Source organism: Haloactinopolyspora alba (assembly GCF_003014555.1).
Lineage (GTDB): Bacteria > Actinomycetota > Actinomycetes > Jiangellales > Jiangellaceae > Haloactinopolyspora > Haloactinopolyspora alba.
In genome coordinates this window covers 179,869-194,133 of the sequence record NZ_PYGE01000008.1, presented here as the reverse complement: position 1 = coordinate 194,133, position 14,265 = coordinate 179,869, and the positions used below count along the sequence as shown (strand labels likewise).

Genomic DNA, 14,265 nt, shown 5'->3' with positions numbered 1-14,265 from the left:
ACAGGCCTGGTGACGCAGGCACACGCCTCGTGATGCGGCCGCGCCTTGGCGTGCCGCCCGACCGCGCCCCACTCGTCGAGCCCTCCCGGATGTCGGCGCCACACCGTACGCTGTGCACGATGAGCATCACGGCCGTCAGTGTCGACGACGTCGTCGACCGCCAGACCCTCGACCGGCTGACCGATCGCGTCGTCGCGACGCCCCGGGCGGAGCGGGCCGACGCCGTCGCCCCGTTCACCGGCCGTGCGTTCACCGACTTCCCGCTGTCCACGCCCGAGGACGTGCGCACCGCCGCGGCCGCCGCGCGCGATGCGGCGGCCGGATGGGCGGCTCGCCCGGTCGCCGAGCGCGCCCGCATCGTCGGCCGCGTCCACGACCTCGCCCTCGACCGGCGGTCCGAGCTCGCCGACCTGGTCCAGGCCGAGGCCGGCAAGGCACGCCGGGACGCGTTCGAAGAGATCGCCGACGTCGCGCTCGCGGCACGGTACTGCGCCGCCCGCGGCCCGCAGGTGATGCGCGACCGGCGGCGGCTGGGGCTGATCCCGGGCCTCACCCGCGCGGTCGAGATGCGTCGGCCGAAGGGTGTCGTCGGGGTCATCTCGCCGTGGAACTACCCGCTGACGCTGGCCATCTCGGACTGTCTGCCGGCGTTCGTCGCCGGCAACGCGGTGGTGCACAAGCCGGACTCGCGCGGTGTGCTGACGGCGCTGGCCGCGCGGTCGCTCGCGGTCGAGGCGGGGCTGCCCGAAGCGCTGTGGCAGATCGTCACCGGCGACGGCCCCACCATCGGCGGCGCGGTCGTCGAGCACGCCGACCACGTCTCGTTCACCGGGTCCACGGCGGCCGGCCGGACCATCGCGAGCCGGCTCGGAGAGCGGCTCGTCGGCGCTTCCCTCGAGCTCGGCGGCAAGAACCCGATGCTCGTCCTGGAGGACGCCGACGTCGACCGGGCGGCCGAGTCCGCCGTACGCGCGTGTTTCTCGAACGCCGGTCAGCTGTGCGTGTCGGTGGAGCGTGTCTACGTCGCTGCCGCGGTACGCGACTCGTTCCTCGACCGGTTCGTGAGCAGGGTCCAGGCGCTGCGGCTCGGGCCCGCGTTCGACTATTCCTGCGACGTCGGCTCGCTCGCGTCGCAGGAACAGCTCGACAGGGTCACCGCCCACGTCGACGACGCCGTCGCCCGGGGCGCGCGGGTGCTGACCGGCGGCGTCGCCCGTCCGGAGCTGGGGCCCTGGTTCTACGAGCCCACCGTGCTCGACGGCGTCCGGCAGGGCATGCCCGTCGCCACCGACGAGACGTTCGGGCCGGTCGTCGCCGTGCACGGTGTCGGCTCGGACCAGGAGGCGGTGGACGCCGCGAACGACTCCGCGTACGGCCTGAACGCGTCGGTGTGGACGCGTGACCTGCGGCGTGGCCTGCGGGTGGCGCGACAACTGCGGTCGGGCATGGTCAACGTCAACGAGGGGTACGCGGCCGCGTGGGGCAGCCACGACCTGCCCATCGGCGGCCTGGGCGCGTCCGGGCTGGGCCGGCGGCACGGCCGCGACGGCATCGAGCGCTACACCGACACGCAGGCGGTGGCGGTGCAGCGCGCTCACGGCATCACCCCGCTGCCGGGCATGGACCACGGCGGCTTCGCCGAGTTCATGACGCGGTCGCTGCGGGCGATGCGGAAGGCCGGGCGGCCGTGAGGCTGCACTACGACGTCCTGGTCATCGGCTCCGGCTTCGGCGGCAGCGTCACCGCGCTGCGGCTGACCGAGAAGGGCTACCGGGTCGGCGTGGTCGAGGCGGGGGCACGGTTCGACGACGACACGCTGCCGGCCTCGTCGTGGGACGTGCGCCGCTTCCTTTTCGCGCCCGCGCTGCGGTGCTACGGCATCCAGCGCATCGACACGTTGCGCGACTGCGTGATCCTCTCCGGGGCGGGTGTCGGCGGCGGTTCGCTGGTGTACGCCAACACGTTGTACGAGCCGGCGGACGCCTTCTACCGCGACTCCGCGTGGAGCGGCATCACCGACTGGCGTGCCGAGCTGGCTCCCCATCTGGACCAGGCCACGCGCATGCTCGGCGCCACGACCTATCCGCGGATGTCCCCGTCGGATCACGTGTTCCAGCAGGTCGCGAGCGACATGGGCGTGGGCGGCACGTTCCGCCGGGCGCCGCTGGGCGTGTTCTTCGGTGAACCGGGTGTGACGGTGCCCGACCCGTACTTCGGCGGTGCCGGACCGGACCGCGCCGGCTGCCTGCACTGCGGCGAGTGCATGACCGGCTGCCGGCACAACGCCAAGAACGCTCTCACCAAGAACTACCTCTACCTCGCCGAGCGGGCCGGCGCGCAGGTCCACGAACTGTCCACGGTGCGCTCGTTGCGCCCGCTGCCGGCAGGGGGGTACGGGGCGCTGGTCCGTCGCACCGACGCGCCCGGGGCACAGCCGACGATCATCACCGCCGACCAGGTGGTGCTCAGCGCGGGCCCGCTCGGCACTCAACGGCTGCTGCACCGGATGCGCGACGAGGGCCACCTGCCGCACCTGTCCGACCAGCTCGGGGTGCACACCCGCACCAACTCCGAATCGATCCTCGGCGCCATCGCACCGGACCGGCGGCACGACTTCAGTGAGGGTGCGGCCATCACCTCGTCGTTCCACCCCGACGAGCACACGCACATCGAACCCGTCCGCTACGGGCACGGCAGCAACGCGATGTCGCTGTTGCAGACGGTGCTCACCGAGGGCGACGGCGCACACGTGCGGCTCGGGGCGTGGGCGCGCGAGATGTGGCGGCAGCGGCGCGGCCTCGCCGACCGCTACGACGCGGCGCACTGGTCCGAGCGGACGGTCATCGCGCTGGCGATGCAGACGCGGGACAACTCGATCACCACCTACACCCGCCGGAGCCGCCTGACCGGACGCCGCCGGATGACCTCGCGGCAGGGCCACGGCGAGCCGAACCCGACGTGGATCCCGGTGGCGCACGACGCGGTGCGCCGGATGGCCGCGCTGGTGGACGGTGTCGCCGGCGCGACCCTCGGTGAGCCGTTCGGACGGCCGATGACCGCGCATTTCATCGGCGGGTGCACCATCGGCGCCACGGCCGACGACGGTGTGGTCGACCCGTGGCACCGGGTGTACGGGCATCCGGGTCTGCACATCGTCGACGGCTCGACCATCTCGGCGAACCTCGGGGTGAACCCGTCGCTGACCATCACCGCGCAGGCCGAGCGGGCTTTGGCGTTCTGGCCGAACCACGGCGACGCGGACCCTCGTCCGCCGCTCGGCGCCACGTACCGCCCGGTCGACCCGGTCCCGCCGCGGGAGCCGGCCGTGCCACCCGGCGCCCCGACCGCCCTGCGCCTCACATCGCCGTGACCGGCTGGTCGCGCAGCTGCGCCAGGAGCCGCTCCACCTCGGCGAACTCGTCGGCAGACAATGGGCCGTGTTCCATCGCGCCCGCGTTCTCCTCGACCTGAGCGACCGTCCTGGCGCCCGGGATCGGGATGGTCACGTCGCTTCGCGCCCAGATCCAGGCGAGGGCGCCCTGGGCCAGGGTGCGCCCCGAGCCGGTCAGGACCTCGCGGACGGCGGCGATCGGTTCCAGCCACTCGGGTGCCGGCCGGCCGTCGCGGAAGTAGGCGAGCCACTCGGGGGCGACACCGCGGACGTCGTCCGGTCCGAGCGTCGACGACGCGGTGAACTTGCCGGTGAGCAGCCCCATCGCCAGCGGGCTCCGGTTGAGGCTGGCGAGCTGGTGCGTCTCGCACGCCTCGAGCACCGCCGCCGCGTCGTGCAGCACCGAGAAGGCGTGCTGGACGGCCGTGCAGTGCCGCCCCTCACGCCCCCACGCGCCCGCCCGGTCGGCGTAGTCCGTGCTCCAGCCGTACCAGCGCAGCTTGCCGGACTCGACGAGCTCTTCGAGCGTGCCGAGCAGCTCTTCCGCCTGGGGGATCGGCAGGTCGTTCAGGTGCAGCTCGTACAGGTCGATGTGGTCGGTGCCGAGCCGGTGCAGCGACCCCTCGACGGCGCGGTGCAGGTACTCGGGGGTGGGGTCGGTGCCGGTGAGCTGGCGCGTCTCCTCGTCGATGGTGTTGCCCCACTTGGTGGCGATGACGACGTCGTCGCGGTGGTCGGCGAGGGCGCGGCCGAGGATCCGCTCGCTGTGCCCGGTGCCGTAGGCGTCGGCGGTGTCGAACAGTGTGACGCCGAGATCGAGGGCGCGCCGGACGGTGCGGATCGACTCGTCGTCGTCGACCTCACCCCAGCCGAGCGGGTTCGTGCCCGCCCAGAACGGCCCGCCGACGGCCCAGCAACCCATGCCGAGCGAACTGACCTCGATGACGCTGCGTCCCAGTGTGCGTGTGGTTGCTGTCATGTCGGTAACTTGTCAGTTCGAGCGTGCTCGAAGTCAAGTGCTCCGACGATGGTGTCGGCGGCTTCTCGCAGCGGTACATCGACGACGGACCGACCCAGGAGCGATCACGTGACCTCGAACGGCGCAACGATCGACGGACGAGTCAGGCTGCACGACGGGTGGACGGTGCGCCCGGTGGGCGGCCCGGTGCCCGGGCCGCTCGCGGGCCGGGACGTGCCCGCGACGGTTCCGGGGTGCGTGCACACCGATCTGCTGGCCGCCGGCGACATCGCGGACCCGTTCCTGGACGACAACGAGCGCAAGCTCGCCTGGATCGGATCGTGCGACTGGGAGTACCGCACCCGCTTCACCTGGTCGCCGGACGGTCACGACCGCCACGATCTCGTCTTCGAGGGCTTGGACACGGTGGCCACCGTCACCCTGAACGGCCGGGAGCTGGCGCGTACCGCGAACCAGCACCGCACCTATCGGCTACCGGTCGACGACGTCCTGCGCCCCGGCGAGAACGAGCTCGTGGCGGCGTTCACGTCGCCGGTCAAGCACGCCGACCGGCAGAGCCTGGCGCTCGGATACCGCCCACACACCAACCACCATCCGTACAACGCGATCCGCAAGATGGCGTGCAACTTCGGCTGGGACTGGGGCATCGACGCCGCGACCGTGGGGATCTGGCGCCCGGTGACGCTGCACGCGTGGTCGGGTGTGCGGCTGGCCGCTGTACGACCGGTGGCCACGGTCGACGAGGACGACACCGGGCGGGTCGAGGTCGGCGTCGAGTTGGAGTGGGCCGATGACGCGGCCGGGCGCGACCCGGCGGCCGGTGCCGGTGCGGATGCCGAGGCCGAGGTCGCGGTCGACGTGGACGGGGTCACGCGGCGCGTCCGGGTCGCATCCGGCCGGTCCGAAGCCGTCGCCGAGGTCGAGCTCCCAGGGGTACGGCGCTGGTGGCCTCGTGGTCACGGTGCACAGCCTCTGTACGACGTCACGGTGACCGTCGGCGACGGCGCGAGGGTGAGCGACGACTGGCGGGGCCGGGTGGGGTTCCGGACCGTCCGGCTGGACATGACGCCGGACGATCAGGGCACGCCGTTCGTCGTCGTGGTCAACGACCGGCCGGTGTTCGTCCGTGGCGCCAACTGGATCCCCGACGACGCGTTCGTGCACCGGGTGAGCGCGCGGCAGTACGCCGAACGGCTCGACCAGGCCGAATGGGCGAACGTCAACCTGGTGCGGGTCTGGGGCGGCGGCCTCTACGAGTCCGACGACTTCTACTCCCGCTGCGACGAGCTCGGCATCATGACCTGGCAGGACTTCCCCTTCGCCTGCGCGGCCTATGCGGAGGAGGAACCGCTGCGCGGCGAGGTGGAGGCCGAGGCGCGCGACAACGTCACCCGGTTGCTGCCGCATCCGAGCCTCGTGCTCTGGTGCGGCAACAACGAGAACATCTGGGGTTTCCACGACTGGAGGTGGGAGCCGCGGCTGCGCGGACGGACGTGGGGTCTGGGCTACTACACGGAGCTGCTGCCGCGGCTGTTGGCCGAGCTCGACCCGCAGCGGCCGTACGTCCCGGGCAGTCCGTGGTCGGGGACGCTGGACGTGCACCCCAACGATCCCGACCACGGTGCGGTGCATCTGTGGGACCTGTGGAACCAGCGCGACTACCCGGACTACCGGGCGTACCGGCCGAGGTTCGTGGCCGAGTTCGGCTGGCAGGGGCCGCCGACATGGTCGACGCTGCGGCGGGCGATCTCGGACGACCCGCTCACCCCGGAATCGCCGGGCATGATCGTGCACCAGAAGGCGTCGAACGGCAACGACAAGCTCACCGACGGACTCGTGCGCCACCTCCCGCTGCCCGACGACATGGACGACTGGCACTGGGCGATGTCGCTCAACCAGGCGGTGGCCGTCGGCGTCGCGGTCGAGCATCTGCGTTCGTTGGGTCCGCGCTGCGCCGGCAGCGTGGTGTGGCAGCTGAACGACTGCTGGCCGGTGACGTCGTGGTCCGCTGTCGACGGGGACGGTCGTCCGAAACCGCTGCTGTACGCGTTGAAACATGCCTACGCGGACCGGCTGCTGACGCTGCAGCCGCGGTCGCCGCTGCCGGTTGCCGGGCGCGGCGCGTCGCTGCCGGCGAGCACGGGCAGCGGCGCCGACGGCCTCGCCCTGGCGATCGTCAACGACTCCCCGCAGGCGTGGACCGGCGACGTCGTGCTGCGGCGGCTGTCCTACGACGGCGCCGAACTGGCCACGGTGACGGTTCCGGTGGACGTCGCGGCCCGCAGCACGGACACGCTGGACGTTCCCGGTGATGTCGCGTCGGTCGCCGACGTGAACGGCGAGCTCGTGCTGGCGACCCTGGGCGGCGAGCGGGCGTGGTGGTTCTTCGCCGAGTACCGCGACTCCGAGCTGAGCTCCCCGGATCTACGGGCCGGGGCCGAGCGTGTCGACGGCGGATACCGGGTGCACGTCACCGCGCGGGGCCTCACGCGCGACGTCGCGCTGCTGGCCGACAGGGTGCACCCGGACGCCCGGGTCGACGACATGAAGGTGACGCTGTTGCCGGGGGAGCGGGTGTCGTTCTTCGTCACGGCGCCGGACGGGCTCGACCCCGCGGCGTTCACCGCGCCGACGGTGCTGCGTTCGGCGAACGACCTGCTCGACTGACGGACGGCGCGATCACCGTCGCCCCGGGCCGTCAGTTGCGGAGGGTGCGCACATGGCACCGGATGCCGGGTGTGGTCGCGAGCTTCTCGTCCACCGTCACGAGGTCGACGTTCAAGCTCTCAGCCAATGCGACGTATGCGGCGTCGTAGGGCCACATGTTGTGCCGTAGTTCCCACACTCTGGTGAGCAGCAGGCGTTGGTCGTAGCGCCGTAGGTTCATCGAACGAAGGAGCTCGAGTGCTCGTCCGCCCTCGTCTGCAGGGAGCTTACGGCCGAGAACGAGGTCGCGCAGTGTCGATGCGCACTCCAGATCGACTGCGTGCGGCGCGGCGAGCTGCTCACCCCGGACGCCGTCCCGCACCTTCGCCGCGACGGCGTCCGCACCGACCAGGAACTCGACCAGCGCCGAGGTGTCGAGAACGATCACGCGCCGCGTGCCGCACGTGTCTGTGCGATGGTGTCGGTGACGTCATCGGCCGTCACCGACGATCTCGCCGCTATGGTCCGTGCCTGCTAGGCGGCTTCGTCGAGGGTGAGGACGGCAGCCTCTGTGTCGAGAGCATTCTGCGCCCCACGCAAGCGTTCTGCATCCATGTGCGCGGAGTGCAACCCGTGGCCCGCCGCAACGGTCAGCGGGCCTCGGCCGACGCGGGCGTGCCGTGCCACGACTCCCACAGGGCGGCGTACGCGCCGCGCCGCGCGACGAGCTCGTCGTGGCTGCCGAGCTCGGAGATGACGCCGTCCTCGACGACCGCCACCCGGTCCGCGTCGTGCGCCGTGTGCAGCCGGTGGGCGATGGCGATCACGGTACGTCCGCGCAACACCGCGGACAGTGACCGCTCGAGGTGCCGGGCGGCCCGGGGGTCGAGCAGCGACGTCGCCTCGTCCAGCACCAGAGTGTGCGGGTCGGCCAGGACGATCCGCGCCAGCGCGATCTGCTGTGCGAACGCCGGGCCGACCACGTGGCCGCCGGAACCCACCACCGTGTCGAGGCCGTCCGGCAACGCGTCGGCCCAGTCCAGCGCGTCGACGGCGGCCAGCGCGTGCCGCAGCTCGTCGTCGGAGGCCGACGGAGCCGCCAGCGCGAGATTGTCGCGCAGCGTGCCCACGAACACGTGATGCTCCTGGGTGACCAGGACGACCTCGCGGCGCAACTGGTCGACCGGGAGATCGACCAGCGGCACACCCCCGACGTCGACACTGCCGGTGCGCGTCGGGTGGATCCCGGCCAGCAGCCGCCCCAGTGTCGACTTGCCGGCCCCGGAAGGGCCCACCATCGCCAGCCGTTCACCCGGAGCCAGCCGTAGTGAAACCCCGTGCAGGACGTCCTGTCCCTCGACGTAGGCGTACCGGACGTCGTCGCCGCGGATGTCCTCGCCGTCGGGCTCGGCGCCGGACGCCTGCCGGTCCGGCGGCACGTCGGCGACGCCGATGACCCGCGCGAACGACGACATGCCGACCTGCAGCTCGTCCAGCCACGACACCAGCCGGTCGACCGGGTCGACGATCTGCACCATGTACAGCACGACGGCCGTGACCTGCCCCGCCGTGGCGTGCCCGGCGGAGGCCAGCCACGCACCCCAGGCGAGGGTGGCGACGACGGGCAGCACGTACGCCATCTCCGCGGTGGGGAACCAGACCGTGCGCAGGAACAGCGTGCGTCGTTCGGCGGCGTAGGCCTCGCGGAGGTCGTCGTCGGTGCGGGCGACCCGGACCTCGCTCAGCCCGAGCGCCTCGATGGTGCGGGCGCCGTCGACGGTCTCGGAGACGGTGCCGTCGAGCGTCGCGTACGCGGCCCGCTCCCACAGGTACCCGTCGCGGGCACGGTTGAGGTACCAGCGGGTGCCGGCGTAGAGCAGCGGCAGGCCGACGATTGCCCCCACAGCGACCAGCGGCCCGGCGACGACCGCGGCGCCGAGCGTCAGCACGGTCGTGACCACGGCGACCAGGATCTCGGGGATGGCGAAGCGGACCGTGCGCGACATCGCGTCGATGTCGCCGGTGGTGCGCGCGACCAGGTCGCCGGTACCCGCGCGCTCGACCGTGGACAGCGGCAGCGACAGCACGCGCGCGATGAACGTCTCTCGCAGCTCGGCGAACACCCGCTCACCCAGGATCAGTGAACGGTTGATGGCGACCCGGGTGAGCAGCGCCTGCACGATGATGAAGCCCGCGAGCAGCGCCGCCAGCAGGTCGACCCGGCCGGTGGAGGGGTCCCGGGTGACGCTGTCGATGATCCGGCCCAGCAGGAACGGCCCGGCCAGCCCGGCGGCGGCCGCCACGACGTGCACCGCGAGCGCGGCGCACAGCTGCCGGCGGTGCCGCAGGAACAGGCGGCGTGCCTCGGCGCGAACCTCGGCCGGGGACGCCACGGGCAGGGCGCTCACGCGGGTTCCTCCTCTCGGGTGACGGTGCGGCGGTAGGCGGGTGTGGTGGCCAGCAGTTCGTCGTGGGTGCCGGTGGCGGCGACGCGTCCCCGGTCGAACCAGACGACGGTGTCGGCGGTGGACAGCAGCAGCGGGCTCGCGGTGACGACGACGGTGGTGCGCCCGGCCCGCGCCGCCCGCAGGCGTTCGGCGACGGCGGCCTCGGTGTGCGCGTCGACCGCGCTGGTCGGTTCGACGAGCACGAGCACCTCGGGGTCGCTGACCAGCACGCGGGCGAGCGCGACGCGTTGGCGCTGGCCCCCCGACAGCGACCGGCCGCGTTCCTCGACCAGCGAGTCGAGCCCGGCGCGCAGCGTCTCGAGGACGTCGCCGGCCGACGCGGTGGTCATCGCGTCGACGAGGCGGGCGTCGTCGTGCCGGCCGTGCGGGTCGAGGCCGCTGCGCAGCGTCCCGGTGAACAGCGTCGGCTCCGGCTCGCTGACGACGACCCGGCCGCGGACCTCGGACAGCGGGAGACGGTCGACGGGGACGCCGTCGAGCAGCGCTCCGCCCTCGGGGACCAGCCGGCCCAGCCGGTCGGCGATCGCGGCGGTGAACGACGCGTCGTCGGCCACCAGCATGGTCAGCTCACCCGGAGCGGCCCGCAGGCCGGTCGCCGGGTCGGCGAGCTCGCCGGCGGCGGTGGCTACCGCGTCGGTGCCGGTCACCGGCGATCCGGACACCGTGGCGCCGTTGACGGCGGGTCGCGGCCTGCCGTCGTCGTCGCTGCCCGCACCGGTGTCCGTTCCCGCATCGGCGTCGTCGCGGACGTCGCGTTCGACGGACAGCACCCGCAGCACCCGGCGCGCCGCGACACCGGCGCGGGTGAGCGCGAAGGCCATCTCGCCCGCCGTGCGCACCGGCAGCACGAGGAAGAAGGCGTAGCCGTACAGCGCGACCAGCGCGCCGGGCTCCACCGTCCCGTCCAGCACCAGCCGGGCGCCGACCCAGGTGAGCAGCACGAGGAAGATGCCCGGGAGCAGCACCAGGACCGCGTCCAGCATCGCCTGCGTGCTGGCGACCCGCACGCCGGATGCGCGGACGGCCTCGGAGCGTTCGGCGTAGCGCCGGTTGAACACTTTCTCGCCGCCGATGCCGCGCAGCACCCGCAGCCCGCCGACCGTGTCCGCGCCCAGCGCCGTGAGGTCGCCGAGCGCCTCGCGCTGGACGTGCTGGCGTTGCTGAAGCGGGCGGACCAGCGGCCCCAGGGCGACGACCAGCAGCGGGACGCCGATGAGCACCATCAGCCCGAGCGCGACCGAGGTCTGCAGCACGATGACCGAGACCACCACGTACGAGACCACGGACCCGGCGAAGCGCGGCGTGACCTCCATGGCGTGCCCGATGTGCATGGAGTCGCTGGACGCGGTGGCAACGATCTCGCCGGTGGGCATGGTCGCCGGCACCGCCGGTCCGCCGCGCGCGCTCTGCCGGCCGACCAGCTGGATGACGCGGAACGCCGCGTGCAGCCAGTTCCGGACCGCGGCGCGGTGACGCATCATGCCGGACAACGCCTGCGTGACACCGAGAACACCGACCAGCGCCGCCCAGCGCCAGGTGGATTCGGTGTCGTCGGCGACGATGCCGTCGATGCCGTGCCCGATGGCCCAGGGCATCAGTGCCTGGGCGAGCATCCAGGTGATGCCGAAAACGGTGCCGAACGCGAGCGTGCGCCATTGCCGCGCCGCGATCCATGCGAGGAACCGCGGCCGGGAGCGGATGTCCGGAATGCCGGGGTCGGTCAGTGGAAGGGGGCGCACGGTTGACCACGGTACGAAGCGGTACTGACAGCCGCACCTGAATTTCGCCGCGTGGACACGCGTCCGCCGAGGCCGTGAGCAGGGTGATCGGGGTGCCGGGACGTGGCGGAGAAGGCCACTCGTGCGGATGTGCCAGCCGGCGCGGTCTCCGATACGCTCAGGCGGGTGGTCGACACCTCACATGACACAGTCCTCGTCGTCGATTTCGGCGCCCAGTACGCGCAGCTGATCGCCCGCCGGGTGCGCGAGGCCCGCGTGTACTCCGAGATCGTCCCGCACACCATGCCGGTGGAGCAGATGCTCGCCCGGAACCCGAAGGCCATCATCCTCTCCGGCGGGCCGGCCAGCGTCTACGCCGACGACGCGCCGTCGGTCGATCCGCGGCTGTTCGAGACCGGTGTCGCCACGTTCGGTATCTGTTACGGCTTCCAGGCGATGGCCGCGGCACTCGGAGGGCAGGTCGCGCGCACCGGGATGTCCGAGTACGGCCGCACGTACGTCGAGGTCGACCGCCCCGGAACGCTGCTGCAGGGCGTGGACAGCGGGGCGACGGTGTGGATGAGCCACGGCGACTCGGTCACCCGGGCGCCGGGCGGGTTCGACGTGCTCGCCGCCACCGACGGCACGCCGGTCGCCGCGTTCGAGGACCCCGAACACGGGTACGCCGGCGTCCAGTGGCATCCCGAGGTGCTGCACACCGAGCACGGCCAGGCGGTGCTGGAGCGCTTCCTGTACGACATCGCCGGGGCGCGTCCCACGTGGACCATGGTGAACATCGTCGAAGAAACCGTGGAGAAGATCCGGGCGGTCGCCGGCGACAAGCAGGTGATCTGCGGCCTGTCCGGCGGTGTCGACTCCGCCGTCGCCGCCGCGCTGGTGCAGCGGGCCGTCGGCGACAAGCTGACCTGCGTCTTCGTCGACCACGGCCTGATGCGCGAGGGCGAGGCCGAGCAGGTCGAGCGCGACTACGTCGCCGCCACCGGGGTGGACCTGCACGTCGTCGACGCCGTGGAGCAGTTCGTTTCCGAGCTCAAGGGCGTCTCCGACCCGGAAGAGAAGCGCAAGATCATCGGGCGCGAGTTCATCCGGGTCTTCGAGCACGCCGCACGCGACATCGTCGCGAAGGCCGGCGCCGAGGGCGACACGGTGGAGTTCCTGGTCCAGGGGACCCTCTACCCCGACGTCGTCGAGTCCGGCGGTGGCGAGGGCGCGGCCAACATCAAGAGCCACCACAACGTCGGCGGCCTCCCCGAGGACCTCCAGTTCACCCTGATCGAGCCGCTGCGCACCCTGTTCAAGGACGAGGTCCGTGCGGTGGGCGAGCAGCTGGGGCTGCCGGCCGAGATCGTGTGGCGCCAGCCGTTCCCCGGGCCCGGGCTGGCGATCCGGATCATCGGCTCGGTCGATCACGCCCGGTTGGAGGTGCTGCGCCGCGCCGACGCCATCGCGCGCGCGGAGTTGACGGCGGCCGGGCTCGACCGCGACGTGTGGCAGTTCCCGGTCGTGCTGCTCGCCGACGTGCACTCGGTCGGGGTTCAGGGCGACGGACGCACCTACGGGCACCCGATCGTGCTGCGGCCGGTGTCCAGCGAGGACGCCATGACCGCGGACTGGTCGCGGCTGCCGTACGAGCTCATCGAGCGGATCTCCACCCGCATCACCAACGAGGTCGGCGAGGTGAACCGGGTGGTTCTCGACGTCACGAGCAAGCCGCCCGGCACCATCGAATGGGAGTGAGGCGAGCACCGGCCGGCTGAGGGTCGCCCCCGTGCTGTCGTGCCGGTTGTGCCTGGTTCGGCACCGCCGTTCGGCGCCGTGTCACGGCCCGTTCGGGGCGTGGTGGCCGCTGTGACACGGTCGCTCCGTAGTCTGACCAGCGTGTTCCGCACCTCCACAGGACCCGCGGCACCGGTCGTCGTCGCGCACCGCGGCGCTTGTGGCTACCGCCCCGAGCACACCCTCGCGGCTTACCGGCTCGCGATCGACCTGGGCGCCGACTACATCGAGCCGGACCTCGTGCTCAGCGCCGACGGTGTCCTCGTCGCCCGGCACGACGCTGAGCTCGCCGCGTCCACCGACGTGGCCGACCGGCCCGAGTTCGCGGCGCGGCGACGGACCGCGACGGTGTCCGGCCGCGAGGTGTGCGGGTGGTTCGTCGACGACTTCACCGTCGCGGAGCTCAAGACGCTGTCCATGCGCGAACGCATCCCCGGTTTGCGTCCGCGCAACCGGGCCTACGACGGCCGGTTCCGGATCCCCACGTTCGACGAGATCGTCGACGAGGCGATCCGGGCGGGACGCGAGCGCGGCCGTCCGGTCGGGCTGTACGTCGAGCTGAAACGGGCGACCGACCTCGCCGAGGCGGGGCGGGAACCCGAGGACGCGCTACTCGACGCGTTGCGGGGGTTCCGGCTGGAGCGCGCGGGCGTGCGCGTCCTCGTGGAGAGTTTCGAGCCGTCCGTGCTGCGCCGGCTGGCCCGGCGGTCGTCGCTGACGCTGGTGCAGCGTGTCGACATCGCCGGACGGCCGTACGAATGGGAACGCGCGAGCGACGGCCGCCGGTACGCCGACATGCTGACCCCCGGCGGGCTGCGGGAGATGTCGTCGTACGCGTCCGTGCTGGGAGCGCACAAGTCGCTGCTGCTGCCACGCGACCCGGAGGGCCGGCTCGGGCGGCCCGGTCGGCTGATCGGCGACGCGCACGAGCTCGGTATGGCCGTGCACGCCTGGACGTTCCGTAACGAGAACACGTTCCTGCCGGCCGAGCACCGGCGGGGGAGCGAGCCGGGCGCCCACGGCGACGCCGCCGGCGAGTACGCCGCGTTCTTCGCGGCCGGGGTCGACGGTGTCGTCAGCGACCATCCGGACACGGCACTGGCCGCACGCGCCGAGTACCTCGCGGGTCAGACCCCGGCGTCGTCCGGTTCGCGCTCGCGGCGCAGCTTGTTCAACGACGCCATCAGGCCGGCCAGGCCGATGGAGACCAACAGGACGGGTGCGGCGACCTCGAGGCCGGACAGGCCCAGGACGTCGTAGTGCATC

9 protein-coding genes are annotated in these 14,265 nt (G+C 72.5%); 5 read left to right on the top strand and 4 right to left on the bottom strand.

The genetic code is table 11. The annotated features are described in order from the left end of the window. Positions 1-119 precede the first annotated feature (119 nt). Together CLV30_RS13085 and CLV30_RS13080 are read left to right on the top strand one after the other, a co-directional pair. On the top strand, positions 120-1,691 hold the full coding sequence (locus tag CLV30_RS13085; protein ID WP_106537705.1) for a succinic semialdehyde dehydrogenase: 1,572 nt from the start codon (positions 120-122) through the stop codon (positions 1,689-1,691). 2 nt (positions 1,692-1,693) lie between these two features. Beyond that, positions 1,694-3,370 carry a GMC oxidoreductase gene (locus CLV30_RS13080; protein ID WP_106537704.1) on the top strand — a complete coding sequence of 559 codons (1,677 nt, stop codon included), beginning with the start codon at positions 1,694-1,696 and terminating at the stop codon, positions 3,368-3,370. On the opposite strand, the gene CLV30_RS13075 is transcribed toward CLV30_RS13080, so the two are convergent. Next, positions 3,357-4,370 carry an aldo/keto reductase gene (locus tag CLV30_RS13075; protein ID WP_106537647.1) on the bottom strand — a complete coding sequence of 338 codons (1,014 nt, stop codon included), beginning with the start codon at positions 4,368-4,370 and terminating at the stop codon, positions 3,357-3,359. The genes CLV30_RS13080 and CLV30_RS13075 overlap by 14 nt on opposite strands. Before the next feature lie 108 nt (positions 4,371-4,478). Here CLV30_RS13075 and CLV30_RS13070 point away from each other — a divergent pair, with 108 nt between their 5' ends. Further along, positions 4,479-7,037, top strand: a complete 2,559-nt coding sequence (locus tag CLV30_RS13070) for a glycoside hydrolase family 2 protein (protein ID WP_205740691.1) — start codon at positions 4,479-4,481, stop codon at positions 7,035-7,037. 31 nt (positions 7,038-7,068) lie between these two features. On the opposite strand, the gene CLV30_RS13065 is transcribed toward CLV30_RS13070, so the two are convergent. The 3 genes from CLV30_RS13065 to CLV30_RS13055 form a co-directional block, all read right to left on the bottom strand. Next, positions 7,069-7,464, bottom strand: coding sequence for a type II toxin-antitoxin system VapC family toxin (locus CLV30_RS13065; RefSeq protein ID WP_106537645.1), 396 nt, complete (start codon positions 7,462-7,464; stop codon positions 7,069-7,071). A gap of 202 nt (positions 7,465-7,666) precedes the next feature. Next, entirely contained in the window at positions 7,667-9,424 is a 1,758-nt protein-coding gene (locus tag CLV30_RS13060) for an ABC transporter ATP-binding protein (RefSeq protein WP_170119645.1), read from the bottom strand. Then, positions 9,421-11,223: an ABC transporter ATP-binding protein gene (locus CLV30_RS13055; RefSeq protein ID WP_106537644.1), complete on the bottom strand. Its 1,803-nt coding sequence runs from the start codon at positions 11,221-11,223 to the stop codon at positions 9,421-9,423. The genes CLV30_RS13060 and CLV30_RS13055 overlap by 4 nt, the downstream gene beginning before the upstream one ends. Positions 11,224-11,388: 165 nt before the next feature. On the opposite strand from CLV30_RS13055, the gene guaA reads away from it, so the two are divergent. Further along, the gene (gene guaA, locus CLV30_RS13050; RefSeq protein ID WP_106537643.1) at positions 11,389-12,960 is read left to right on the top strand and encodes a glutamine-hydrolyzing GMP synthase; all 1,572 of its coding nucleotides are present in this window, start codon (positions 11,389-11,391) and stop codon (positions 12,958-12,960) included. Positions 12,961-13,101: 141 nt separating this feature from the next. Then, positions 13,102-14,259: a glycerophosphodiester phosphodiesterase family protein gene (locus CLV30_RS13045; protein WP_205740690.1), complete on the top strand. Its 1,158-nt coding sequence runs from the start codon at positions 13,102-13,104 to the stop codon at positions 14,257-14,259. Positions 14,260-14,265 lie beyond the last annotated feature (6 nt).